A 26,317-nucleotide genomic window follows, 5' to 3' on the forward strand; every position below is an offset into this window, starting at 1 on the left:
TACATGAGAAGTTATATTCAAGACAGTAGACGGATTTAATGGAGATAAATATGTATTCTACTATGATATTAAAAACTTTAAACCATCTAAGGGAGCTGATATAAGTACAGAAGAATATCGTTCTAGAACAGCTTCTGTAACCCTAAATTTGACTGATACAACGTCAATATATAACAATCCAATTATTATTGTAAACAAAGGATTAAAGAAAAATTAACCTTCAGGTAGAGTTTGATATTGTAAAGATAATATTCATTAAAGTGAGTATATTTGTATAAAAATAAAACAAATGAAAAAGATTTATTTATTCCTTTTAGGATTGAGCTTATCGCTTCAGTCATGTGTGACAAAAGAAGAATTATATGTAAAAGATAATGGAGCAATAGATTATAATTTTAAAATGGATTTTAAGGAGCTACTACAGAGTGTTCCTGATAAGAATGCTATTTTTAAAGGAGAGGGGGATAAGATAGCCCTGATTAGTGGTCAAGAACTAAGTGTTGATCAGATACTAGACTTCGCAATGCTTAAGGAGAAGAATGGTGCCTTTAAGAAAGATAGTATTATCAAAGCGAATAAAGAGCTGTTTGACAATACGAAGAATGTTCGTTTTATGATTAACATGAAGGATTCTTTGGCTGATTTTAATCTAAAGGTTAATGCAAAAGATATCACTGACCTTAACCAGTCGTTGATTAACATTAATAAAATCACAGAGAAGACTAATGAGTTAGACAAGAAAAAGGATAGTAAGAAGCAACCTCCTTTATTAGTTGAGAGTAACTATAGTTTATCTAAGAAGCAGTTTGAACGTAAAGTGGTTACTAAAGGGGAAGATAAGGCTAAAGATATGGGAGAGTTAGGCGCTATGGCGGGTATGTTTAGTTATGTACTAAAAGTTAACTTTGATAAACCTATTCAGTCAGTATCTCTTGAAGGTGCAAAAATTGCAGAAGATAAAAAGTCATTTGAAAAGACTTTCTCTATGACTGATATTGTCGCTAATCCTAAAGTATTAGAGTATAAAGTAGAGTTTAAGTAATTCTAAATATGAATAATAGAAAAGAGCTGTCATCTAAAGTTAGAGACAGCTCTTTTTTATTTGGTTACACTAGTCACTATAGTTTATTCATATTTCCAGCTAAGGCTTCGATAAATTTGCCAATAGGACCTTTTACCATCATAGCCATCATCGGGTTAAAGCTACCTTCAAAAGTAAGCTGTACTTCAGAGTTGTTAGTATCTACTTCAGTGATATTTCCAGTTAATGTAAAAGGAAGCTTTTCACTAGCAGCACCTAAGATAACTTTTGAGTTAGGAGTTTGTTCTTTTTGCTTTAATTTGATTTCAGGCATTCCTTTAAGTGCGAATATAAAAGAATCATCACCAGTTACTTCAAATTTAGCAATAGACTCAGGCATTAACTTCTCGAAGTTTTTAACATCAGTCAACGCATTAAAAATATATTCAGCTGATTTAGCTACGTTTACTTTTGGGCTTTCTAAGTTCATATATTCTGTTTTTTAGGATATTATTATTGGTTCCATTCAGAAGGGTTCTTTCTCCACTCCTGTAGCGTTTCAAGATCACCGTCTGAAATGTATTTTTGGTTTACTGCGTTTTCTAATAAAGAAGTATAGTTACTTAGTGTGGTAAGTTCTATACCTGCATGTTTAAAGTTGTCTTCCGCTACTTGGAATTCATATGTGAAGATAGCAGCCATCCCTAAGATATTTGCTCCATTTTCTTTTAATGCTTCTACAGCTTGTAAGCTACTTTTACCAGTACTGATAAGGTCTTCGATGACGATTACTGATTTACCAGTTTCTAATTGTCCTTCGATTTGGTTTTGTCTACCGTGTTTTTTAGGTTCAGGTCGTACATATACGAAAGGTAGTTCTAATGCTTCTGCTACTAATAACCCAATACCGATAGCTCCAGTAGCTACACCAGCGATAACATCAGGCTTGCCATATTTGGCTACAATGTTTTCAGCAAATTCTTTTTGTAAGAATTTTCTAATCTCAGGATAAGACAATGTAATACGGTTATCACAATAAATTGGAGATTTCCATCCTGAAGCCCATGTAAAAGGATTTTTAGGATTTAATTTAATTGCGTTAATTTGCAGAAGTGACTCGGCAGTTTTGTGTGCTGTTTCTTTATTAAAAATCATAATACAAATGTATAAAGTTTTTGTAAACGACAAACCATTGTTCTTAACAGATAAAATCGAGAAAGAAACCGATTTTCAACTGTTCTTATTAGATAGCGTCGATATTGACAAAATTATCATTAAATATTTTCAAAATAAAATTGATAAGGCTTTTTTATATCATCCAGACGAAAAAGAGATTCTAAAAAAGATAAAAGAGAAGATTCCAGTGCAGAAAGCAGGAGGAGGAGTTGTGTTTAATCCCAAGGGAGAAGTATTATTTATTCTTAGAGGAGGTAAATGGGATTTACCTAAAGGAGGAATAGAGAAAGGAGAAGAGATGGAGGAGACGGCTATACGAGAAGTAGAAGAAGAAACAGGGGTGTCTCAATTAAAAATAGTACGCAAACTACCTAAGACTTATCATATCTTTAAACGCAACGGCAAGTATAAGCTAAAGATTACCACTTGGTATGAAATGACTTCTGATTTTGACGGTTCATTAGTAGGGCAGATAGAAGAAGATATCGAGCAAGTAGCTTGGCTAAATAAAGAACAAATCAGAGAAGCAATGAATAACTCTTATGAGAATATTAAATTGCTAGTAGATGAGTTGGGTATTTTAGATTAGAGCATATAATCGATATAATCAATCCGTTTTGAATTATATAGAAATATACGTGCCCAATACTAGAGGTATTCTTGCTGAAAAGGACTTGTCTGGGCAGTAAACATCAAGTAATCTGCAGGTATTGTGCAATAAATTTGACTGCCAATTGATTAAAGTATAATAAATAGTATCAAAAAAAGCCTATCTAGTTTAAACTAGATAGGCTTTTTTGATATTTAGGGTTATAATTTTACTGTAGAAGGAACTAATTTAGAATAGTCACCTTTGTTGCGTATAACGTCTCTAACGATGCTTGAGCTAATAAATGAAGTACTAGCAGCTGTAAGTAAGAATACGGTCTCTAACTTCGTTAAAAAGCGATTAGTATGTGCTATCGCCTTTTCGAACTCAAAGTCCGCAGGATTTCTTAGTCCTCTTAGGATAAACTGGGCATCTACTTTAAAGCAGAAGTCAGTAGTCAACCCTTCATAAGTAGCTACTTTAATCTTCGGTTCGTCTTTAAAAGTATCTTCAATAAATTTCTTTCTCTCTTCTAGAGTGAACATATATTTCTTATCAGAGTTAACACCTATAGCGACGATGATTTCGTCAAATAGAGGTATAGCTCTTCTTATTATATCACAGTGTCCATTAGTAATAGGATCAAAAGAACCCGGTAAGACTGCTCTTCTCATAATTCTGTATTATTTGGTTTGCTTTTGTAAAGCTAAAACAATTGCATTGTCAAACAAATCTGCTAATGGAATACCAGCTACCTGTGACTGTTGAGGTAAAATACTCTCATTAGTTAGTCCTGGTACTGTATTCATCTCTAATAAGAATGGTATACCATCTACGATGATAAACTCACTACGTGAGAACCCTGACATATTAAGTATACTATAGATTCTACCTGCTATTTCAGCTATTGTATCTCTAGTGGTGTCGTCTATTCTAGCAGGAGTGATTTCTTGAGATTTACCTAAGTATTTTGCTTCGTAATCAAAGAAATCATTTTCAGAAACTATTTCTGTCATAGGCAATACCTTAATTTCTCCTTTGTAATTAATCACACCTACAGATACTTCTGTTCCGTTTAAGAAGCTTTCGATAATAATCTCATTGTCTTCTTTATAAGCTACTTCTATAGCAGTAAGAAGTTCTTCAGTAGTCTTAGCTTTAGAGATTCCAAAACTAGAACCTGAGCGGTTTGGCTTTACGAAACAAGGTAATCCCACACGTTGAATAATATCTTCCGTATTAATAACATCACCTTGGTTTAAGTAATAAGAAATAGCTGTTTTTATTCCAAAAGGTTTTAATACAGATAGCATATCTCTTTTGTTCATTGTCAGTGCTGCTTGGTAATAATCACAAGAAGTATGTGGCATATTAATTAATGCAAAATAAGCTTGCATTAATCCATCTTCACCTGGAGTACCATGTATCGCATTAAATACGACATCAAACGTTATTTTGTTTCCTTTGTATTGTACAGAGAAATCATTTTTATCGATAGCGAACTCTTCATTGTTTTCATCTACATATACCCATTTATCTTCAAATATATGGATAGGGTAAGGGATGTATTTAGAACGGTCAAGTGTATTACATACTACTTTACCACTGTTTAGTGAGATTTTATACTCACTAGAATATCCTCCCATTATTACTGCTACGTGCTTCATATAGAGCTAAATTTTAATACTTTACTACGTTTTGGTACGTTGTATTTGTTTAAAACAAATTTATAATAAAACATAGAAACAAAAAATGTTTTCGATTTTATATCTTTGTTCAAAATTAATAGATATGAAATTAACTGATTTTTTAAAAAGTAAACCTTTTTTCTTTTCTCTAGCTGCGGCATTTATTATCGTGGTACTAGGTGTGTTTTTAACGCTTAAGTGGTTAGCGCATACTACTAACCATGGAGAAAAAATAGAGGTTCCAAACTTGATAAAATTAGATACAGACCAAGCAATACAGTTGTTACAGAAGAATGATCTAGATATGGTGATCTTGGATACATTGGACTATGATAAGGATTTTCCACCATTGAGTATTCTTGAACAAGATCCAGCACCTAAGACAGGAGTAAAGACAAATAGAAAAATATATGTAAAGATAAATGCTTCCGGTTATGGTAGTGTGAAGTTGCCTAAATTAGAAGAGTTGACACATCGTCAGGCATTATCTACTATTCAGGCACTGGGGTTAAAAGAAGGAACTATTTCATACCAAACTTTTATTGGCAAGGATGTTGTATTAAAGGTGTACCAGAATGGTAGAGCTTTAAACGAAGGAGATAAAGTGGCAAAAGATTCTAGAGTAGATTTTGTACTAGGAGATGGTAGAGCAGGATTGTCTGAAGAGGAATTAGATGTAGCACCTGCTGTAGATGATACAAATAGTGGTTCAAACACTTCTAATGAGTTTGATTTTTAAAAAGATTTAAAAAGATTTAAATAAGATTAATGCAAGAAGATAATGTAGAAATGTTCGATGACTTAGAGAATGAGTTGTTTGAGCATCATAGATTTGAAGCAGGTAAAGGACAAGCGCCTTTACGAGTAGATAAGTTCCTTATGAACCTAGTAGAAAATGCTACTCGTAATAAGATCCAACAAGCTGCTGCGAATGGTAATATATTCGTGAATGAAGAGCCAGTAAAGTCTAACCATAAAGTGAAGGCAAATGATGTAGTGCGTGTGTTGATGAAACAACCACCATTCGAGAATATCATTATACCTGAGAATATTCCACTAGATATCGTATATGAAGATGATTCGTTATTAGTGGTGAATAAGCCTGCAGGACTAGTAGTTCATCCAGGTCATGGTAATTATACTGGGACGTTAGTGAATGCGCTGGCATACCACTTCGAGAACTTACCTCTTAACAGTAGTGAAAGACCAGGATTAGTACACCGTATCGATAAAGATACAAGCGGACTATTAGTAGTAGCAAAGACAGAATGGGCGATGACAGAACTTCAAAAGCAATTTGCTGAGAAGACATCAGAGCGTGAGTATGTAGCGATGGTATGGGGTAACGTAGAAGAGGAAGAAGGAACTATAGAAAGTTATATCGGACGTCACGTTAAGGATAGAATGCAGATGGCTGCTTTCGAAGATGAGAATATGGGTAAATGGGCTGTAACGCACTATAAGGTATTAGAGCGTCTAGGATATGTGACATTAGTATCATGTAGATTAGAGACAGGACGTACACATCAGATACGTGTTCATATGAAATACATCGGACATACCTTATTTAATGATGAACGTTATGGAGGTAACTTAATTTTGAAAGGAACTACATTTACTAAGTATAAGCAGTTTGTAGATAATTGTTTCTCTGTATTACCAAGACAAGCGCTACACGCTAAAACTCTAGGATTTACACATCCTATTACTAAAGAGAGAATGACATTTAACTCTGAAGTACCTACAGATATGGTAGAGTGTATTGAGAAATGGAGAACGTATGCGCAAGCTTCTAACTTCGGTAATAGAGTAGATAATATGTAAGTTACTGCCTTATGCGCTTTAAGTATATTTAGGATATAAATTAAAAATAGCTTCATCAAACGATGAGGCTATTTTTATTTGTATATTATTCAAACTATTTCATTGCAAAATCTATTACGAAATGTTGTAGACAGTCTTATTTTGGGTTAAAAAAAAATAAAATAGGGAAGAGTAATTAAATTATTTTAGTTACTTTGTTGACTTTAGGATAAAATGTTTAATCAATTTAAAGAGCACATAGAGAATAACTTCACAGAGTTATTAGATCATCCATTGTTATTAGCTGTCAGTGGGGGAATAGATAGTATAGTCTTAGTACATTTATGTCATAGATTAGGACTAGATATAATTATTGCACATTGTAACTTTCATTTGAGAGGAGAAGATAGTAATGGTGATCAAAAGTTTGTAGAAGAATTTGGAGCTCAATTAGGTATTCCTGTTTTCGTAGCAGAGTTCGATACAGAACAGTATGCCGAAAAGCATAAAGTATCTATACAGATAGCAGCACGTGAACTGCGTTATAACTGGTTTAAGGAGTTAGCAGAGCAGGAGAATAAAACCTATTTACTGACAGCGCATCACTTAGACGATTCGATGGAGACATTCTTAATCAACTTATCTAGGGGAACTGGAATAGAAGGATTATTAGGAATACCTGCAAGGAATGGATATATCAGAAGACCGTTATTGCCATTTACGAGAGAGGATATTGTTAATTACGAAAGTGAACATCAGATAGGCTGGAGAGAAGATATTACCAATAGCCAAACTAAATATTTGCGCAACAAGATTCGCAAGAATATATTGCCTTTGCTTAAGGATACAAATGCACATTTTAACCAATCGTTTATGCAGACGATGGAGTATTTACAGCAGTCAGTAGATTTAAGTGAAGATGCAAGTAAATATTATTATAGTCAAGTAATAACAGAGAAGGGTGATGGAGAGTTAAGTATAAACTTAGAGAAATTAAAAGCACTGTCTAATCCTAAAGCTTATTTGTATAAGTGGCTGTCGCCAATGGGATTTACAGCATGGCAGGATATAGTAGAGTTAATAGAGGCTACCTCAGGGAAGATGATTTATTCACCTACGTATGTGTTGTTAAAGAACAGAGTAGAGTTTATAGTGAAACCTCGTTCTATAGAAGAAGAGAATAAAGAACAAATATATTATTTAGAGAACAAACAAACATTAACCCAACCACTAACGATCAGTACAACACCTTATGAAGAAAAAGAGTTAATAACAGATACTTCGATTATTTATGTAGATGGAGATCTATTAGAGTTTCCATTGATAATACGCAAATATAGAAGTGGCGATAAGTTTATCCCTTTTGGGATGCATGGCACGAAGAAAGTGAGTAAGTTCTTTAAAGACGAAAAGTTTAGTCAGTTTGACAAAGAGAATACTTGGCTTTTGTGTACTAATGAAAATATTGTATGGGTTATCGGTAGTCGAATGGATGAACGATTTAAGGTAAAAGATACAACAACAAACATTATTAAAATTCAAATTAAACTATGAGAAAATTAGCTTATTTGCTACTTTTTTTATTGTCATTTATATCGGTTCAAGCGCAATTAGCGAATCCCGCAAAGTGGCAATCTAAAATAGAGAAAAAGTCTGACACTGAATACACTATCACATGGGATGCTGTGATAGAGAAGAACTGGCACTTATACTCACAGTATAATCCAGAAGGAGGGTCTCTACCTTTAGAGTTTATTTATAATAACCAAGAAGGAAATTATACTTTAGAAGGTAAGGCAAAAGAAAGCGAAACAAAGACTTCATTTAATGACGTGTTTGGAGTAGATGAAATTTATTTTGTGGATACTGCTCGACTTGTTCAGAATATTAAGATAACAAATGGAGAAACTGAGAATATTCAAGTAGAGCTTGCTTATCAGGTATGTGAAGAGATGTGTATTAGTCAGAGTAACTTATTTGTTTATGACTTAAAAACACTGACTACAAGAGAAGTGAAGAACTTCGAAGAAATAGCAACTACTGCTGTAGATACTAAGGCTACAGAGGATACTTCAGGAGAAGCAAAAGCAACAACGCCTGTTAATAAAGAAGAGAAGAAAGGATTATTCACAATATTCTTCTTGGCATTTTTATCTGGATTTGCTGCATTACTTACACCATGTGTATTTCCTATGATTCCTATGACTGTAAGTTTCTTTACTAAACAGTCTAAGACTAGAGCGAAGGGAATTAAGAATGCTATTATATACGGACTATCTATTATTCTTATCTATGTTATACTAGGAACAATAGTGACTGCAGTATTTGGAGCAGATTCATTAAATGCACTTTCTACGAATGTGTATTTTAATATTATCTTCTTCTTATTATTAGTAATCTTCGCTACTTCATTCTTAGGAGCATTTGAGATTATGTTACCTAACTCGTGGGCTAATAAAGTAGACTCACAGGCAGACAGAGGAGGTATAATAGGTATCTTATTTATGGCATTAGCACTAGCTATCGTGTCATTCTCATGTACTGGACCTATCGTAGGAACACTATTAGTAGAGGCAGCATCTAAGGGAGGTATAGCACCTATCGTAGGAATGTTAGGATTTTCATTAGCATTAGCGTTGCCATTTATGTTATTTGCTATGTTCCCAGGGTGGTTAAATTCTATGCCACGTTCAGGAGGGTGGTTAAACACAGTGAAGGTATCTTTAGGTTTCTTAGAGTTAGCTTTAGCATTCAAATTCTTATCTAATGCTGATCTTGTATTACAAGCGCATTGGTTAGAGAGAGAAGTATTCTTAGCGATCTGGATAGTAATCTTCGGAGCATGGGCACTATATTTATTAGGTAAAATCAGATTACCCCATGATAGCCCTACAGACAGTATATCAGTAGGTAGATTATTTATGGCGTTGTTCGTATCTATATTTACGGTTTATATGATTCCTGGTTTATGGGGAGCACCGCTTAAGATTATCTCAGGTTTCCCACCACCGATGACCTATTCTGAAAGTCCGTATGGAGTAGGAGGAAAAGGAGGTAGTGGAGCTTCTGTTGATCTAGGAGCGTTACCTGATGGAGCTAAGTTAGGAGCACATGATATCGTTGCTTTTACTGATTATGAAAAAGGGATGGCGTATGCAAAGTCAGTGAATAAACCTGTATTACTTGACTTTACTGGATATGCATGTGTGAACTGTCGTAAGATGGAAGATTATGTGTGGTCAGATCCATCTGTATTATCAATCTTAAAGAATGATATCGTACTTATTTCTCTTTATGTAGATGATAAAAAAGAGTTGCCAGAGAATGAACAATACATCTCAGAGACTACAGGTAAGAAAGTAAAAACAGTAGGTAATAAATGGAGTGATTTCCAAATGAAACATTACCACGCTAACGCACAGCCTTACTATATCGTATTAGATAAAGAGGGTAACCGTCTTAATGAAGCAGTAGGATATACTCCTGATGTAGCAGATTATAAGGCTTGGTTAGAAAGCGGAATTAATAAAGTAAAATAAGATTTACTAGTAGTATATTTAAAGACAAGCCACGTGAACTTCACGTGGCTTTTTTTATTGTTTATAGAGATGTCATTAAGTAGATAAGATAAAAAAACACAGTCCTTTTGAGAAAATTTTAAGAAGAAAGTTAATACATTTGATAACCTCCTGATATAGGGAAATAAATTAGTATTAATCATCATATATTGTTGTCTAATTTAGCATCTCGTTGCAGGCTATTATTAGATTAAAAATAAGCTAAGAAAAATGAAAAGAAGTTTAGTTGCATTATCATTTGCTATGTTTGCTCTTTGCACACAAGCACAAGTACATACTCCACCGACTAGTACGAAGTCAGAGATACATCAGGTAGTAGGACTTACAGACATGAAGATTGATTACTCAAGACCTAATATGAGAGGTCGTTTAGTATTTGGTGATTTGGTTCCTTATGGAAGACTTTGGAGAACTGGAGCGAATATGAATACCATTGTTACTTTTGGTAATGATGTAGAAATTGGAGGTAAGAAATTAAAGAAAGGTTCTTATGCTTTGTACTCTATTCCTAAAGTAGAGGAATGGGAGATTATCTTCTATGCAGATACAAATAACTGGGGATTACCAGAGAAATGGGATGAGAGTAAAATAGCATTATCTACTAAGGTAAAACCAATGGGATCTGATCGCAAATTTGAGACGCTTACTGTGGCTATAAATAATGTGAATATCGATAGTGCAGATCTAGAGATTATGTGGGAAAAGACAATTGTTCCTATTCGCGTTACTGTTCCTACAGACCAGTTGGCGATGCAGAGCATTGATGAGACTTTTGATGGACCTACTATCGTTGATTATTATGGAGCAGCAGAATACTATTATTTAACTTCTAAAGATCTTACAAAGGCGTTAAATTGGGTAAATAAAGCAATAGAGAAGTCTGCAGATAAAATACCTTATTATTTCGTACGTCTTAAATCTCAAATACAAGCGAAATCTGGGGATAAAATAGCTGCTGTAGAGACTGCTAAATGGGCATTAGACTTAGCAGAAAAAGCAAATAACCTTGACTATATCAAGATCAATAAAGATGCTATTAGAGAGTGGAGCAAATAATTAATTAGGAATTTAAAATTGTGAATTAAGTATGTTTTTAAAATACTGATTTGTAAATATATAAAGAAAAAAAGATAGTTCTAATGGGCTATCTTTTTTGTCTCTGTTAAGTTGTGATATCGTAAGCTGTGAACCGTATACATCCCCAATTCTTGTTATACTATGGCGAAGGCAAACAACAAAAAACTCCATCACAGAAAAACAAAAGCACTCTGAGCCATCTTTTTTATTTAAGTTTTTCCGATTCTATTTTGAATACTTTATCTTTGTGCCTTAACAACACAATCTAAAATATGCTAACAGAATTAAATGCTATTTCGCCTATCGATGGACGTTATAGAGGTAAGACCAATGCACTAGCTAATTATTTCTCAGAAGAGGCATTAATTAAATACCGTGTACTAGTAGAAGTAGAATATTTTATCTCTCTATGTGAGTACAATGTACCTCAATTAGCTAATGTACCCGCTTCAGTTTTTCCTGAGTTGCGTAAGATTTACCAAGAGTTTTCTACAGAAGACGCTCTGTGGATTAAAGAAATGGAAAAAACTACTAATCACGATGTGAAAGCAGTGGAATACTTTCTGAAAAGCGCATTCGATATTTTAAAATTAGAAGAGTATAAAGAGTTTATCCACTTTGGACTTACTTCTCAAGATATTAATAATACTTCTATTCCTCTATTGACGAAAGAAGCTTATGATGATGTATATAAGCCATCTTTACTATCTGTTATAGATAGATTAAAAGAACTTAGTCAAGAGTGGAAAGATGTGCCTATGTTAGCTCGTACACACGGACAACCTGCTTCTCCTACTCGTTTAGGAAAAGAGATATACGTATTCGTGGAGCGTCTAGAACAACAGTTAGCTTTATTAGAGCAAGTACCTTTCGCAGCTAAGTTTGGTGGAGCAACAGGTAACTTTAATGCACACCACGTAGCATATCCAAAACAAGACTGGAAACAGTTTGGAACTGACTTCGTAGAATTAACTTTAGGGTTAAAGCATTCATTTCCTACTACGCAGATAGAACATTATGACCACTTTGCAGCTTTCTTTGACGGATTAAAACGTATCAATACTATTTTTATTGACCTAGACAGAGATATCTGGACGTATGTGTCAATGGATTATTTCAAACAAAAGATTAAAGCAGGAGAGATAGGTTCTTCAGCCATGCCACACAAGGTTAATCCTATTGACTTTGAGAACTCAGAGGGGAACTTAGGTATCGCTAATGCTATCTTCGAGCACTTAGCAGCTAAGTTGCCATTATCTCGTCTTCAACGCGACTTGACAGACAGTACTGTATTGCGTAACGTAGGAGTGCCATTTGGACATACACTTATTGCTTTTGAATCTACGTTAAAGGGGTTAAGTAAATTATTGCTTAATACAGACAAGTTTACTCAAGACCTTGAGAATAATTGGGCTGTAGTAGCTGAGGCTATTCAGACTATCTTAAGAAGAGAAGCATACCCTAATCCGTATGAAGCACTTAAAGATTTGACTAGAACGAATACTGTGATTAATAAAGAAGCAATGCACAACTTCATCGAAACATTAAATGTATCTGATGCGATTAAAGCAGAACTTAAAGCAATCACACCTGCTAATTACTTAGGAGTAGATATTCTGTAATTAGTAATTAGAGTAGAATATATAAGCGAGTCTTTCGAAAGAAGGGCTCGCTTTTTTAATTTTAAAGAGGTAGTAAATACAAGTGCTATATATCCATAAAAAAAACAGGCTACCAATGGTAGCCTGTTCAGTATATTTAAATCTGGTGATTTCTTATAAGTGGATTACTTCACCATAAGCCATTGCTACAGCTTCCATCACTGCCTCACTCATAGTAGGGTGTGGGTGAACAGCTTTAAGGATTTCGTATCCAGTAGTTTCTAACTTACGAGCTACAACTGCCTCAGCAATCATATCTGTAACACCAGCTCCGATCATATGGCATCCTAACCACTCACCGTATTTAGCGTCAAAGATAACTTTAACGAATCCATCAGGAGTACCAGCAGCTTTCGCTTTACCAGATGCAGAGAATGGAAATTTACCAACTTTGATTTCGTATCCAGCCTCGATTGCTTTTGCTTCAGTCATACCTACAGATGCGATCTCAGGAGTAGCATATGTACATCCAGGGATATTACCATAGTCTAATGGCTCTACGTGGTGTCCAGCTATTTTCTCAACACATAAGATACCTTCAGCAGAAGCTACGTGAGCTAATGACTGTCCAGGTACTACATCTCCGATAGCGTAGTATCCAGGTACATTAGTTTGGTAGAAGTCGTTTACTAAGATTTTATCTCTATCCGTAGCGATACCTACTTCTTCTAATCCGATATTCTCGATATTAGTTTTGATACCTACAGCAGATAATAAAACATCAGCTTCTAATACTTCTTCACCTTTAGCAGTCTTAACATAAGCTTTTACTCCTTCACCTGTAGTGTCTATACGCTCTACAGAAGAGTTAGTCATAATGTTGATACCTGTTTTCTTTAAAGAACGCTCAAATTGTTTTGAGATATCCTCATCTTCTACAGGAACGATGTTGGGCATAAACTCTACGATAGTAACATCAGTACCCATAGATTTATAGAAGTAAGCGAATTCAACTCCAATAGCTCCAGAACCAACAACAATCATTTTCTTAGGTTGTTGAGGTAATGTTAATGCTTGTCTATATCCGATTACTTTTTTACCATCTTGAGGTAAGTTAGGTAATTCTCTAGAACGAGCACCTGTAGCGATAATAATATGATCAGCAGAAAGTTCAGTAACTTTACCATCTTTATCAGTAACGTCAACTTTCTTACCTGGTTTTACTTTTCCGAATCCGTCGATAACTTCGATTTTGTTCTTTTTCATTAAGAATTGAACACCTTTGCTCATTCCATCAGCTACGCTACGAGAACGTGCGATAACAGCATCAAAATCTTTATCTACTTCACCACTAATAGTCAATCCGTAGTCAGAAGCGTGTTTAAGGTACTCAAACACCTGTGCCGATTTAAGAAGAGCTTTCGTTGGGATACATCCCCAGTTTAAGCAGATACCTCCTAAATTTTCTTTTTCAACAACTGCAACTTTAAAACCTAGCTGAGAAGCTCTAATCGCAGTAACGTAACCTCCAGGGCCACTTCCTAAAACAATAATATCGAATTTCATATATGTATATATTTCTATATTTTATGCTACGAAAATAATCATTTATTTCTGTTATTGAAAGTTTCACTCTGAAAAGTTGATACCTTGTGAGTAAGGGATTTGTAAGGTAGGAAGCTTATTTGGCTAATGTATACTTACATTTACTATCAAATAGATATATTTATTGATAATCTTCTAAAAAAGTACGCTCTATATAGAAAGGAAAAAATATTGAGTATTTTAAAAATTATGAAGTGATATAAAAGAAATGTAAGCGAATAGGACTATAATTATTCATGAGAAAGAGCACAAAAAAAGCGATAGGTGAAATGCCTATCGCTTTAAGAATTAAATATCTTCAACTTCTTTGCCAAATTGAGAATCATAAAGGTTTTTATAATAACCTCCTTCTAATTCTAGCAAGTCTTTATGTGTTCCTTTTTCTACTATCTGACCTTTATCCATCACGATGATTTGATCTGCATTAACGATTGTTGCTAATCGGTGTGCAATGATGATAGACGTTCTATCCTTTGTTAGATATTCAGTAGCTGTTTGTAACAATTCTTCTGAGTGCGTATCGATAGACGAAGTAGCTTCATCTAAGATTAGGATACTCGGATTACTAACATAAGCACGTAAGAAAGCGATAAGCTGACGTTGTCCTGAAGAAAGCATCACACCACGCTCTTTTACGTTGTAGTCATATCCACCTGGTAGCTGTAAGATAAAGTCGTGAATACCTATCTTCTTGGCTGCCTCAATGACAGTCTCTCTTGATATAGCAGGATCGTGTAGAGTAATGTTATTATAGATCGTATCACTAAATAAGAACACATCTTGAAGTACTACTGCTACTTGCTTGCGCAGTGTAACTAGTTTATATTCATTGATGTCTGTTCCGTCTATACAGATAGATCCACTGTCTATATCATAGAATCTATTTAGTAGATTAATGATTGTAGATTTACCAGCACCAGAGCTACCTACTATAGCTATCGTACTACCAGATTCTATATTAAGGTTGATTCCCTTTAGTACTTCGTGATCTTCGATATAGCTAAATCTCACATCCTTTAGCTCTATTTTTCCTTTGAACTGAGGCGCTTCTATTGTTCCGCTATCGTTGATCTGTTCTTCTGTTTCAAGTACATCAAATACGCGTTCTGCAGCGATTATTCCCATCTGCATCACGTTAAACTTATCCGCTATCTGTCTCAGTGGATTGAATAACATTGTAATCAACATTGTATAAGCAAACAAATCTCCAAAAGAAGTTAGGTTATCTCCTTGTACAATAGACATTCCCCCATACCATATCACAAAACCCAATGTCAGTGATGACACGATATCTGCGATAGGGAAGAAGATAGAGTTATATAAGATATTCTTTAACCAAGCGACATTGTGCTTGTTGTTTATCTCTTTAAATTTCTCGTATTCTATTTCTTCTCTAGAGAATAACTGTACGATCTTCATTCCAGTCAAACGCTCTTGTACGAAGGTGTTTAAATTAGAAATCTGTGTACGCACTTCTTGGAATGCGGTTTTCATGTGCATTTGGAATACACGTGTCGCATAAAGTAAGATAGGCATTGCTATTAATACGATGCAACTCAGTTTCCAGTTCATATAGAACATAATACACAGTACCACGAACATCTTAAGCAAGTCACTGACGATCATAAATAGCCCTTGACTAAAGATACTTGCTATAGATTCGATATCTGATACAGCACGAGTTACCAGTTTACCTACAGGTTCGTTATCGAAGTAACGCATTCTGAAGTTAATAATCTTATCGAATAGCTTCTCACGCATATCCTTTACGATATCTTGTCCTAACCAGTTCGCCCAGTAGGTAAAGAAGAATTGAGATAAAACTTCGAATAATAGGACTAATCCCATTAATCCGATATATACTAAGAGCCCTGTTTTATCTTGTTTCTGTACATACTCATCTACTGTTATTTTTAGCATATAAGGCCGTATAGCCGCAAAGATGGAAAGGGATATAGCAAATGCGACTACCCAATTAAAGCGACTTTTATAGGGCTTTGCGTAGTCTAATATTTTTTGGAGTGATATAGATTTTAATGGTTTCATAAGTAAGGGTAACTAACTTGAGTTAAATAAAGACCTTTTCCAGGAACAGAGAAGCCTGCTTGGCCTCTGTCTTTGTTCTCTATTATTGTTCTGAAGTCATCTAATGTTATTTTTTCTAAGCCTACACTGACTAAAGTACCGACGATAGCTCTAACCATGTTTCGCAAGAATCTGTTAGCAGATACTGTGAAGACAAGTTTATTATCAGGTAGTACTGTCCAGTAGGCTTTATATATGGTACAGTTAAAAGTAAACACATCAGTATGCGTCTTAGAGAAACACTCGAAATCTTCGTACTCAAATAAGATTTGAGCAGCCTGATTCATCAGTTCTACATTAAGAGGTCTGAAGTGATAGTAGCTTCCAGCATTGCAGAAAGCATCTTTAAACTGGTGTATGTGATAATCATAAGTACGTGCTGTAGCATCAAAACGGGCGTGTGCATCATCTGCCACGAGGTGTATATCAAAAACAGCAATGTCTTCAGGTAAATAAGAATTCATTCGTTTGATTAAAGAATCCTTATCAAAGGGCATATCGTAATCGAAGTGTGCATACATCTGTCTAGCGTGTACTCCAGCATCAGTTCTACCTGCTCCTACTAGTTCTATAGGGGTACGCAGTAGAGTGGAAATAGCCTTCGTAAGGACTTCCTGTACTGATATAGCATCTGGTTGTAACTGCCATCCGTGATAATGCGTTCCATTATATGCAAATTCTAAAAAATATCTCAATGTAATTCTCTTTGTTTTGTAAAAGGCAAATATACTTTAAAAACGCCATTAGGCAGATTATGTTATTATAAAATTAGGAATTAGTAACTAGTAATCGGAGATGAGTTTCCGTTCTTGATAACTCTCCTATATAGTCTCTAGATTTTGAGTAATTAAAAAAAAGCAGTTCACTTTTTTTGTTTTATCTTCATTATAGCTTTGATTACCTTCAAAATAATCATAGTATATCCAACTTTTTTTTGGAAAAACAACGCATTTTAGCTCTAAATAGTACATTTTAAAAAACACAGTACATTTTTCTTAAACTACAAGAACACTTAAGTTGTTTTTTTTTGAGTTTGTTAATTTGTTTTTGGTTGATCAAGTTTTTTTTTAGAACACGTCTCAATCGCAATGGGAATAAGTATCTATCCTGAGTTGCTCGACAGTTTCTCGAGTATTCGCCGTAGTTAGTCTCTCTGAGAAAGATTAGTCGAACAGTTGTTCTTGTATTGATGGGTAATCTACGACTAGTTGAGTATTGGAATTAAGCAGAAGGAGAATGATGGGAGGAGAGAGAGGATTGTTTGTGGACATACACGTCACGTCCTGTTGGTACGTAATGTTGGTGTAGAGGCGTAAAACTTTACGCCCACATAAAATATCTAAAGATGTTTTATTAACAAGCTGCGTTGTGTCATATAATGTGATTACAATCAATGTAAGTTAGATACATTCTCTTGTTATGAAATATATAGTTTTAAACATTTTGGTTTCAGTGAGGAGGAGAAATATTTTGTATTTATCTTTATCAAGGACACAGGGTTGATAATGCTAGTGGGGGCTCGTTCAATTAAAAAAAACTGGTTCTGAAGTAAAAAAAACATTCATTAAAATGGAAAAAACCAAAGTAAAAAAGATAGTAATATCATTTATTAAAGAGATGAATAAAAGGGAAAAGCAATGTAATATAATAGACGAAAATAATACATTAACATCTGAAGAACAATTTAGTGAACAAGAAAAACTAATTATAAGTATTTTTGAAAGGTATTGTACGCCTAAAGAAAGAAAATCAAGTCGTCCTAATACTATATCGTATGGATATGATGATTGTTTTGAATATGATCCAAAGGAAGAGAGTATTGTTAATATTATGGAGGATGAAAAGTCTAAATCAAAAATGGATGTAGAAACTTTTAAAGAAGATCCTTTAGAAGAAAAGTTTATGTATGTACTTATAAAAAAAAATATCAATGGCTTATAGATGCTAAGAAATATTATAGTAAAACAAAAGAGAAATGGATGCCTGATTTACTTTAATCTAAAGAATTCTATGAGGCTGAAGGTAATTATTTAAAGTTAATCTTTCTTTTTAAAATCGCAATAATGTCTATTTTTACGACTTTGTGATTATAAGCAAAGACTAACCAATAAACCTAACTATATTAAAAATGAAAAAATTACTAGTATTGCTAAGCTTGTGTGTGAGCACATGGGTACAGGCACAGGATTTTAATCAGTATTTTGAGAATAAGACGTTGCGTCTAGATTATGTGTTCGGTGGAAATAACGACAGACAATTTATTCTGCTAGATGAGCTAGTCTCTTTACCTACTTGGGCTGGGCGTACGCATAACCTTGGAGAGAATGCTTTAAAAGGAAATGGACAAGTGAAAGTATATGATCAGAAAACGAATGCGCTGATTTACACGAATAGCTTTAGTACACTGTTTCAAGAATGGCTGTCAACAGATGAGGCTAAGGAGCATACGAAGAGTTTTGAGAATGTGTTTTTAGTGCCTTTTCCAAAAGAGAAAGTGCGTATAGAGCTAGTGTTATTTGATGAAAATGGAAAAGAGAAAGATAAATTAGTACATCAGATAGATCCTAAAGATATCCTGATACATGCTAAGGGAACTAAGGATGTGACAAAACACTCGTATGTACATAAAGCTAAAGACAATGCTAAAGCAATTAATGTAGTGTTCGTAGCAGAGGGGTTTAAAGAAGAAGAGATGGGTAAGTTTACAGATGCAGTTAAGGTCTCTATACAAGAGATATTAGCACATAAGCCATTTGATAAATTTGCAGATAACTTTAACTTCATTGCAGTGGAGAGTGCTTCTAAAGATTCTGGAGTGAGCGTTCCACGTACTGGAGAATGGAAGAAGACGGCTGTAGAGTCTAACTTCGATACGTTCTACTCAGAGCGCTATCTGACTACCAATAGAATTAAGAAACTACACGATGTATTAGCGGGTATTCCTTATGAGCATATTATTATCTTAGCCAATACAGATGTATATGGCGGAGGAGGTATTTATAACTCATATACGTTAACTACTACAGGGCATAAAGATTTTAAACCAGTGGTAGTACACGAGTTTGGGCATAGTTTCGCAGGATTAGCAGATGAGTATTTTTATCCTAATGATGTGTTGAGTGATTTGATATCTAATCAGACTGAGCCGTGGGAACAAAATATCACTACGTTAGTAGACTTCGATAGCAAGTGGAAAAAAATGTTGAGAAAAGGAACTCCTATTCCAACGTTAGCAAAAGATAGTAAGAAATATCCAGTGGGAGCTTATGAAGGTTTAGAAGGACGTAAGGTGTATAAAGGAACATTAGATTGTAGAATGAAGACTAATCAATATCCTGAGTTCTGTCCAGTTTGTCAGAATGCAGTAGAAGAGTTAATTTTGTTCTATACAAAATAAAGTAAGTTAGAGCCTTTCAGTTTTGGGAGGCTCTTCTTTTTAAAGATAGAAAAAGAAATGAAGAAAATATTATTGTTATCAGATACACATAGTTGTATAGATGAGTCTATCTTGAAGTATGTGCGCCAAGCAGATGAAGTGTGGCACGCTGGAGATATCGGTGATTTAGTGGTGACAGATACCATTAAGTCTTTAAAACCATTTAAGGCAGTATATGGCAATATAGATGGGAATGAGGCAAGACTTGAATTTCCTGAAGAGATAGTATTTGAATGTGAAGGGATGAAGGTGTATATGGTACATATCGGAGGATATCCCGGGAAGTATAGAACGATAGTTAGGGATAGAATTCGCAGAGACAAACCTAATATTTATATTTGTGGACACTCACATATCCTTAAAGTACAGTTTGATCAGGAGATGAATGTATTGCATATTAATCCTGGAGCAGCTGGTATCAGTGGATTTCATCAGGTGCGAACGATGTTGCGCTTTACGATAGATAATGGAAATATAAAAGATATGGAAGTTATAGAATGGTCTAAAAACAAAAAAGCCGAACTATAAGTTCGGCTTTTTTAACGCACTAATAAACTAAGATGTTAGGTTTATCGCAATCGATCCACTGATTTTACAAGATCTTCATCCTTCTTAATGGCTCTGTTCGCTAATACAAGGAACAGGATAGAAATAATAGGGAGGAACATCCCAATACCTTTCTCAGAAACAGCTTCCGCAGTTTCTCCAGATACCGCTAGTGTACGATATACAAATAATCCTAAAAGTATAAAGTTTGATATTATATTCACTCTATTGAACACAAACTGTCTTTGTCTATTCTTATACCCTAAGATAGTGATTACTGTCAACGCTGTTGATAGTCCAAAAAGGATCGTAGCAGGAGGGTTCATCATAAAAAAGACTTCTTCATTTAATCCGTTATGCCATAAAGGAAAGATGAAAGGCAATACTCCCATCGCTATAAAAACGATAATTAAATAAACTGTTTGAATTCGTTGTATCATAATTAGTAATAAATATGAATGACAAAAATAGCGTTTCTTTTTTGTAAAAACCTATTGTTTATTAAAATTTATTCGTAATATTGCATCAGTACTGCCGTAAGTTCTTCATAATACGGCAATTCTATTTTAAATTTCCATTCTTATTTAAAATACACACAACTCAATATTTATAATCTATAAACATTTATATGTTTGAAATTTCCGAACTAAAAAAAATGAAGGTCGCAGATCTTCAGGAGATTGCTAAAACGGCAAAAATTGCTAAGGTGGCTTCTTTGAAAAAAGATGAACTTATAGGGCAAATCTTAGAACATCAAAAAACGACTAATGCAGAGGATAGAAAAGTACCTGTAAAAGCTAAAGCTGTAGAGAAAGCTCCTGTAGTGGAAAAGAAAGCTCCTGTAGCAGTAGAAAAGAAAGTAGCTGTAGATAATTCTAAAAATGAAGTAAAGACACAGGTACAAAATGCTAAGCCAAATAATACTAAGCCTTTAGATAAATCAAGAAGACCTAGATTAGGACAAGCTGATGAAGAGGGGAAAGTAGAAAGTAAAGTAGAGCAAGCATCTCGTGTGTTAGCAGAAAAGCCTCAGCGTCAATCTGTAGATCAGAATAAGGAGAAAGTTAGAACTCAAGAGTCAAATAAAGAAGGAACAAGCGAGCAAACTTCAGACACAAGAGCAAACAATAATAACGAGAATAGAAGAGATTTTAAAAATAAAAATCAAGGCGATAATAATAATCGTCGCGATGGGCAAAAACGCGATTTTAAAACTCGTCAACTACAACAAGGGCAGTCACAACAACAGCCTCGTACGAATAATAACGCAGCAGAATCAAATACACCTGTGTTAGATAATGTATCTGAGAAAGTAGAAGTAGTAAATAATAATGAAAATATTGCTGTGCAACAATCTGAGGGAGATAACCCAAAGAGAAATAATAATCAGCAAAACAATAATAACAATCAACAGAACAAGAATAATAACAACAAAAAGAATAATTTCAGAGAACCTGATTATGAATTTGATGGTATTATAGAGAGTGAAGGGGTATTAGAGATGATGCCTGATGGATACGGATTCTTGCGTTCTGCAGATTACCACTATTTATCATCACCAGATGATATTTATTTATCTCAGTCTCAAATTAGATTGTTTGGTTTAAAGACAGGAGATACTGTAAAAGGAGTAGTACGCCCTCCTAAGGAAGGAGAAAAGTTCTTCCCTTTAGTAAAGGTGTTGAAAATTAATGGTCACGATCCACAAGATGTGCGTGATAGAAATTCATTTGAACACTTAACACCATTATTTCCAAATGAGAAGTTTAACTTAGATGGTAAGAGTAGTACAATTTCTACTCGTTTGATGGATATGTTCGCACCTATCGGTAAGGGACAGCGTGGTATGATCGTCGCTCAACCTAAGACAGGTAAGACTGTGCTTTTAAAAGAGGTGGCTAATGCTATCGCAGCTAATCACCCTGAGGCATATTTAATCGTGTTACTTATCGATGAGCGCCCAGAAGAGGTTACAGATATGCAGCGTAGTGTGAATGCGGAAGTTATTGCTTCTACATTTGATGAGCCAGCTGAGAGACACGTTAAAGTGGCTAATATTGTATTAGAAAAAGCAAAGCGCTTAGTAGAGTGTGGTCACGATGTAGTGATCTTATTAGATTCTATCACTCGTTTAGCTAGAGCATATAACACTGTTCAGCCTGCATCAGGTAAAGTATTAAGTGGAGGTGTGGATGCAAATGCATTACAAAAACCTAAGCGTTTCTTTGGTGCTGCACGTAATATAGAGAATGGAGGTTCTTTAAGTATAATCGCTACAGCTTTAGTCGATACTGGATCTAAAATGGATGAAGTAATCTTCGAAGAGTTTAAAGGAACTGGTAATATGGAATTACAGTTAGATCGTAAGTTAGCAAACAAACGTATCTTCCCTGCTATCGATATTACATCTTCTAGTACACGTAGAGATGATTTGTTATTAAATGAATGGGAATTAAAACGTTCATTAATGGTAAGACGATATATAGATGATATGAACTCTGTAGAAGCAATGTCATCTATTATTGATAATGTAAAGAATACTGCGAATAATGACGAAGTATTAAAAAACTTAAGTAAATAGAATAATACCCTGTATGTATATTGAAAAGAGGACATTTATAATTTGTAGATGTTCTCTTTTTTTGTGTATAATCCAAAATTAGTATTAACCAAATACAACAAATCAATTGTGCTCCATAGTTCTTTTATTAGTTCTGAAACTATACTATGCTTTACTTGTTAGTCGAAGTCTTTTATGTATAATTACTTTTGTTTGTCTGTCCAATGTTGATTAAGGAGGGGGCTTTGGGTAATAAATGTTTTGCAAATAGAGAGAATGTTGTTTCTTTGAAAAGATTATCTTTAGATATATGTAGAGTAGGATTTTACTGAGATATTGAAAAGAAATAGAGTAAGAATATGTATGGAGTAATAGTGTTTATAGTAGTAGCTGTATTGGCTTATATAATAGTAAGAAAGTTTCTTACTGTGAAGCGGTTTGATAGTAATGAAGAGTATTTAAAGTATAAACAGAAACAAAAAGACTTATTAAAGCAAGAAGAAGAGGAGTGGGATGATGAATTTATTGATAAAAAGAGCTTTGATTTTCTTTTTTTAGGAGCGGTGGCGACTATTCTTTTTTTGATTTGTGGCTTATTTACGGATAATTCTTTTTATTTTATATTAATTCTTTTCGTTATTACGGCGATGTTGTACTTGTATTTTTACCCTCCTAAAGGAAATTTTTAATTATAATAAGGATTAGATATACTATAAAAATATCAGTAAAATCAAATAATGAAGATGAAGTGGTAAAAAACAGGTATGTTAAAAAAACAAAATATTTTTCTTTTAAATGATTAGTATTAAGTAGTTTAATTTTTTGAATGAAAAATAAGGATATTTTTTTCTTTGCTAGAGTTTGTATTTACAGAATATCGTTCTATATTTGCACTCGCAATAACGCATTAGGCTACGTGGCGCAACTGAATAGCGCATCTGATTACGGCTCAGAAGGTTGCAGGTTTGAATCCTGCCGTGGTCACTAAGTTTTATGAAAGTAAAACTGTGATAATAAAGAATAAATAAGGAATTACGGCCGAGTGGCGCAACTGAATAGCGCATCTGATTACGGCTCAGAAGGTTACAGGTTTGAATCCTGTCTCGGTCACAAAAAAGCTTCTCATTTGAGAAGCTTTTTTTATTTATACCTATTTTTGCGTAGATCTAACTGATAATGAAAGAAAGTTATTTTAAATTCTGGTGGAAGTCGGGTAATGAACATAGTGTTCATTCTCCATTTATATTTAATCTATTGACTAAGGGGCTTTATCCTAAAGACCGTAAATGGCGTGGGCAAGCAAAGAAAGATGCTTTCATATCTCGTTTAGAAACTTATTATGTGCCAAAGAGTATAGGGGGTGTGGGAAGGGATACATCTTTAGTATCGAATGTGGTTGATTTAAGCGTGATTGTAGATACGGTAGATATGATCTTAGTGTCAAAGTGTGATCAGGAAGTAAATGTAACTATGTTGTTTAGTAAAATGCATAATGACAGTGTTCTTGTTGTCGATAGACGCAGTGGTAATGAGGAAGCTGAATTATTGTGGGCTGAGATTATCAAAGAAGAGAGATTTACTGTCACTATTGATTTTTATTATTTTGGAGTAGCCTATGTTCGTTCAGAACAATTAAAACAACATTTCGTGCTTAGAATGTAGTGTCTGTTTATCTAGTTATACATATTTTACTTATCTTAGAAAATAATTTTTTTATTGTATAAAGTGGTAGTAATAGTTTGTTTTAATAGCTGTTGTGACTTTGTGCATAAAATAATTTGAGTTTTTGATTAAATCAAAGAAGCTATGCCAGAACATATTATAGAAATAAAGGATATTAAGCGTGATTTTAAATTGGGCTCAGAAATAGTACATGTACTAAAAGGAGTTAATTTGGATATTGCTAAAGGAGATTATGTGGCGCTTATGGGGCCTTCTGGTAGTGGAAAATCCACATTAATGAATATTTTAGGATGTCTAGATACTCCTACTTCAGGAGAGTATATCTTAGATGGCAACGATGTAAGTGCGCTTAAAGATGATCAACTGGCAGAGATTCGAAATAAGAGTATTGGTTTTGTTTTTCAAACGTTTAATTTACTGCCGCGTACAACAGCTCTAGATAATGTTGCTTTGCCTATGGTTTATGCGGGGGACACTAAATCTGAACGCAATGCTAGAGCAAAGGAAGTCTTGGGACAAGTAGGATTAAGTGACCGTATGGATCACCATCCTAATCAATTGTCAGGAGGGCAACGCCAGCGGGTAGCTGTCGCTCGAGCTTTAGTTAATAAGCCAGCTATAATCTTAGCAGATGAACCTACTGGAAATTTGGACACAAAAACTTCCATAGAAATTATGCATCTATTTGATGAAATCCACGCTAATGGAAATACAGTGATTTTAGTAACCCACGAGGAAGATATAGCGGCTCATGCGCATCGTATTATCCGTTTGCGCGATGGTGTAATAGAAAGTGATGAACGAATTAAGTAAAAGAGGTGTATAGCTTCTTATTTTGTTGTATTTTGGATGCTTATTAAACCGAGAGATATAGATTTATGAAAGTATATACAAAAACAGGGGATAAAGGGACTACAGCATTATTCGGAGGTACACGCGTACCTAAACATCACATAAGAATAGAAAGCTACGGTACAGTAGATGAATTAAATTCTTATATAGGATTAATTCGAGATCAAGAGATGAATCAGTTGTATAAAAGTGTTTTAATAGAAATACAAGACAGATTATTTACTGTAGGAGCTATTTTAGCAACTGATCCAGAAAAAGCAATTTTGAAAAATGGCAAGGAGCGATTAAATATTCCAAAGATAAGCATAGAGGATATTGAATTATTAGAGAATGAAATAGATCGAATGGAGGAATCATTGCCACCAATGACTCATTTTGTTTTGCCAGGAGGGCATACTACAGTGTCATATTGTCATATAGCTAGATGTGTCTGCCGTAGAGCAGAACGTTTGTCAGTAAGTTTAAATGAAGTAGAGCCTGTAGATGAGTCAGTTTTGAAGTATTTAAACCGACTTTCTGACTATTTGTTTGTGTTGGCACGAAAGTTGACTTTTGATTTACAAGCTGAAGAAGTGAAATGGATTCCAAGAAAAGAAGATTAAAAAGTGTTATTTTTCTTAAAATCTATTGATTTAAAAAGCGACGTTCTTTAAAACAGCTGAAATAATTAAAAAAAAGCTTGATAATTTCATAATAAAAATTATTTTTGCATTTAAAATTTAAAAACAATAGAGATGTATTGGACATTAGAATTAGCATCTTATCTAAGTGATGCTCCATGGCCTGCGACGAAAGATGAACTTATTGATTATGCAATTAGAACAGGTGCTCCTCTAGAGGTAGTAGAGAACCTTCAATCTATAGAAGATGAGGGGGAAATCTATGAATCAATGGAAGAGATTTGGCCAGACTATCCAACAGACGAAGATTATCTTTGGAACGAGGATGAGTATTAAGATATAAATTAGAAAAAAAGCCTCTAAACAGGCTTTTTTTTTATTTAACTTTACGATTTGA

Annotated in this window: 25 protein-coding genes and 2 tRNA genes; 19 read left to right on the plus strand and 8 right to left on the minus strand. The window is 34.3% G+C overall.

Annotation, left to right across the window (positions count from 1 at the left end; genetic code table 11):
- Positions 1-289: 289 nt before the first annotated feature.
- Positions 290-1,042 (plus strand): hypothetical protein, encoded by a 753-nt coding sequence (locus tag LNQ81_RS09335; RefSeq protein ID WP_229946144.1) that lies wholly within the window; start codon positions 290-292, stop codon positions 1,040-1,042.
- A gap of 76 nt (positions 1,043-1,118) precedes the next feature.
- Here the strand turns inward: LNQ81_RS09335 and LNQ81_RS09340 are convergent, their stop codons facing one another.
- Together LNQ81_RS09340 and pyrE are read right to left on the minus strand one after the other, a co-directional pair.
- Entirely contained in the window at positions 1,119-1,511 is a 393-nt protein-coding gene (locus LNQ81_RS09340; RefSeq protein ID WP_229946145.1) for an SRPBCC family protein, read from the minus strand.
- A gap of 23 nt (positions 1,512-1,534) precedes the next feature.
- Positions 1,535-2,176, minus strand: a complete 642-nt coding sequence (gene pyrE / locus LNQ81_RS09345; RefSeq protein WP_229946146.1) for an orotate phosphoribosyltransferase — start codon at positions 2,174-2,176, stop codon at positions 1,535-1,537.
- 7 nt (positions 2,177-2,183) lie between these two features.
- Between pyrE and LNQ81_RS09350 the strand changes: the two genes are divergently transcribed.
- On the plus strand, positions 2,184-2,786 hold the full coding sequence (locus tag LNQ81_RS09350) for an NUDIX hydrolase (protein ID WP_229946148.1): 603 nt from the start codon (positions 2,184-2,186) through the stop codon (positions 2,784-2,786).
- Between the two features lie 221 nt (positions 2,787-3,007).
- On the opposite strand, the gene coaD is transcribed toward LNQ81_RS09350, so the two are convergent.
- Complete coding sequence (gene coaD, locus LNQ81_RS09355) at positions 3,008-3,460, minus strand: pantetheine-phosphate adenylyltransferase (protein WP_121966343.1); 453 nt, start codon at positions 3,458-3,460, stop codon at positions 3,008-3,010.
- 9 nt (positions 3,461-3,469) lie between these two features.
- On the minus strand, positions 3,470-4,453 hold the full coding sequence (locus LNQ81_RS09360; protein WP_229946150.1) for a D-alanine--D-alanine ligase: 984 nt from the start codon (positions 4,451-4,453) through the stop codon (positions 3,470-3,472).
- Between the two features lie 124 nt (positions 4,454-4,577).
- Here LNQ81_RS09360 and LNQ81_RS09365 point away from each other — a divergent pair, with 124 nt between their 5' ends.
- The 6 genes from LNQ81_RS09365 to purB all read left to right on the plus strand — a co-directional run bounded on the left by LNQ81_RS09365 (position 4,578) and on the right by purB (position 12,554).
- Entirely contained in the window at positions 4,578-5,213 is a 636-nt protein-coding gene (locus LNQ81_RS09365; RefSeq protein ID WP_229946152.1) for a PASTA domain-containing protein, read from the plus strand.
- 29 nt (positions 5,214-5,242) lie between these two features.
- Positions 5,243-6,298: an RluA family pseudouridine synthase gene (locus LNQ81_RS09370; protein ID WP_229946153.1), complete on the plus strand. Its 1,056-nt coding sequence runs from the start codon at positions 5,243-5,245 to the stop codon at positions 6,296-6,298.
- Positions 6,299-6,511: 213 nt separating this feature from the next.
- Complete coding sequence (gene tilS, locus LNQ81_RS09375; RefSeq protein ID WP_229946155.1) at positions 6,512-7,831, plus strand: tRNA lysidine(34) synthetase TilS; 1,320 nt, start codon at positions 6,512-6,514, stop codon at positions 7,829-7,831.
- Entirely contained in the window at positions 7,828-9,816 is a 1,989-nt protein-coding gene (locus tag LNQ81_RS09380) for a protein-disulfide reductase DsbD family protein (protein WP_229946157.1), read from the plus strand. Before tilS ends, LNQ81_RS09380 begins: the two co-directional genes overlap by 4 nt.
- Positions 9,817-10,065: 249 nt before the next feature.
- A complete protein-coding gene (locus LNQ81_RS09385; RefSeq protein WP_229946159.1) occupies positions 10,066-10,911 on the plus strand; it encodes a DUF2911 domain-containing protein in 846 nt (281 codons plus the stop codon).
- Positions 10,912-11,204: 293 nt separating this feature from the next.
- Positions 11,205-12,554 carry an adenylosuccinate lyase gene (gene purB, locus LNQ81_RS09390; RefSeq protein WP_229946161.1) on the plus strand — a complete coding sequence of 450 codons (1,350 nt, stop codon included), beginning with the start codon at positions 11,205-11,207 and terminating at the stop codon, positions 12,552-12,554.
- 153 nt (positions 12,555-12,707) lie between these two features.
- Here purB and lpdA read toward each other — a convergent pair whose 3' ends face one another.
- The 3 genes from lpdA to truA form a co-directional block, all read right to left on the minus strand.
- Positions 12,708-14,099: a dihydrolipoyl dehydrogenase gene (lpdA, locus tag LNQ81_RS09395; RefSeq protein ID WP_121966352.1), complete on the minus strand. Its 1,392-nt coding sequence runs from the start codon at positions 14,097-14,099 to the stop codon at positions 12,708-12,710.
- Positions 14,100-14,426: 327 nt separating this feature from the next.
- On the minus strand, positions 14,427-16,184 hold the full coding sequence (locus LNQ81_RS09400) for an ABC transporter ATP-binding protein (RefSeq protein WP_229946163.1): 1,758 nt from the start codon (positions 16,182-16,184) through the stop codon (positions 14,427-14,429).
- The gene (gene truA, locus LNQ81_RS09405) at positions 16,181-16,918 is read right to left on the minus strand and encodes a tRNA pseudouridine(38-40) synthase TruA (protein ID WP_229946165.1); all 738 of its coding nucleotides are present in this window, start codon (positions 16,916-16,918) and stop codon (positions 16,181-16,183) included. Before truA ends, LNQ81_RS09400 begins: the two co-directional genes overlap by 4 nt.
- Before the next feature lie 874 nt (positions 16,919-17,792).
- Between truA and LNQ81_RS09410 the strand changes: the two genes are divergently transcribed.
- The 3 genes from LNQ81_RS09410 to LNQ81_RS09420 all read left to right on the plus strand — a co-directional run bounded on the left by LNQ81_RS09410 (position 17,793) and on the right by LNQ81_RS09420 (position 20,187).
- A complete protein-coding gene (locus tag LNQ81_RS09410) occupies positions 17,793-18,164 on the plus strand; it encodes an NTF2 fold immunity protein (protein WP_229946167.1) in 372 nt (123 codons plus the stop codon).
- A gap of 187 nt (positions 18,165-18,351) precedes the next feature.
- The gene (locus LNQ81_RS09415; protein WP_229946169.1) at positions 18,352-19,620 is read left to right on the plus strand and encodes a M64 family metallopeptidase; all 1,269 of its coding nucleotides are present in this window, start codon (positions 18,352-18,354) and stop codon (positions 19,618-19,620) included.
- A 57-nt stretch (positions 19,621-19,677) separates the two neighbouring features.
- Positions 19,678-20,187: a metallophosphoesterase family protein gene (locus LNQ81_RS09420; RefSeq protein WP_229946171.1), complete on the plus strand. Its 510-nt coding sequence runs from the start codon at positions 19,678-19,680 to the stop codon at positions 20,185-20,187.
- Between the two features lie 41 nt (positions 20,188-20,228).
- Here the strand turns inward: LNQ81_RS09420 and LNQ81_RS09425 are convergent, their stop codons facing one another.
- On the minus strand, positions 20,229-20,645 hold the full coding sequence (locus LNQ81_RS09425) for a DUF4293 domain-containing protein (protein ID WP_229946173.1): 417 nt from the start codon (positions 20,643-20,645) through the stop codon (positions 20,229-20,231).
- Positions 20,646-20,833: 188 nt separating this feature from the next.
- Between LNQ81_RS09425 and rho the strand changes: the two genes are divergently transcribed.
- From rho to LNQ81_RS09465, 8 genes are all read left to right on the plus strand, one after another.
- The gene (rho, locus tag LNQ81_RS09430; protein WP_229946175.1) at positions 20,834-22,786 is read left to right on the plus strand and encodes a transcription termination factor Rho; all 1,953 of its coding nucleotides are present in this window, start codon (positions 20,834-20,836) and stop codon (positions 22,784-22,786) included.
- Positions 22,787-23,124: 338 nt separating this feature from the next.
- Positions 23,125-23,454: a hypothetical protein gene (locus tag LNQ81_RS09435; protein ID WP_229946177.1), complete on the plus strand. Its 330-nt coding sequence runs from the start codon at positions 23,125-23,127 to the stop codon at positions 23,452-23,454.
- 221 nt (positions 23,455-23,675) lie between these two features.
- Positions 23,676-23,749 (plus strand) — tRNA-Arg (locus LNQ81_RS09440).
- A gap of 52 nt (positions 23,750-23,801) precedes the next feature.
- A tRNA-Arg gene (locus LNQ81_RS09445) sits at positions 23,802-23,875 on the plus strand.
- 66 nt (positions 23,876-23,941) lie between these two features.
- On the plus strand, positions 23,942-24,427 hold the full coding sequence (locus LNQ81_RS09450) for a hypothetical protein (protein WP_229946179.1): 486 nt from the start codon (positions 23,942-23,944) through the stop codon (positions 24,425-24,427).
- A gap of 144 nt (positions 24,428-24,571) precedes the next feature.
- Positions 24,572-25,261, plus strand: a complete 690-nt coding sequence (locus tag LNQ81_RS09455) for an ABC transporter ATP-binding protein (RefSeq protein ID WP_229946180.1) — start codon at positions 24,572-24,574, stop codon at positions 25,259-25,261.
- A 65-nt stretch (positions 25,262-25,326) separates the two neighbouring features.
- Complete coding sequence (locus LNQ81_RS09460) at positions 25,327-25,902, plus strand: cob(I)yrinic acid a,c-diamide adenosyltransferase (RefSeq protein ID WP_229946182.1); 576 nt, start codon at positions 25,327-25,329, stop codon at positions 25,900-25,902.
- 132 nt (positions 25,903-26,034) lie between these two features.
- Positions 26,035-26,256, plus strand: a complete 222-nt coding sequence (locus tag LNQ81_RS09465; protein WP_002986941.1) for a DUF2795 domain-containing protein — start codon at positions 26,035-26,037, stop codon at positions 26,254-26,256.
- The last annotated feature ends 61 nt before the right edge of the window (positions 26,257-26,317 follow it).

Source organism: Myroides oncorhynchi, from assembly GCF_020905415.1.
Taxonomy (GTDB): Bacteria; Bacteroidota; Bacteroidia; order Flavobacteriales; family Flavobacteriaceae; genus Flavobacterium; species Flavobacterium oncorhynchi_A.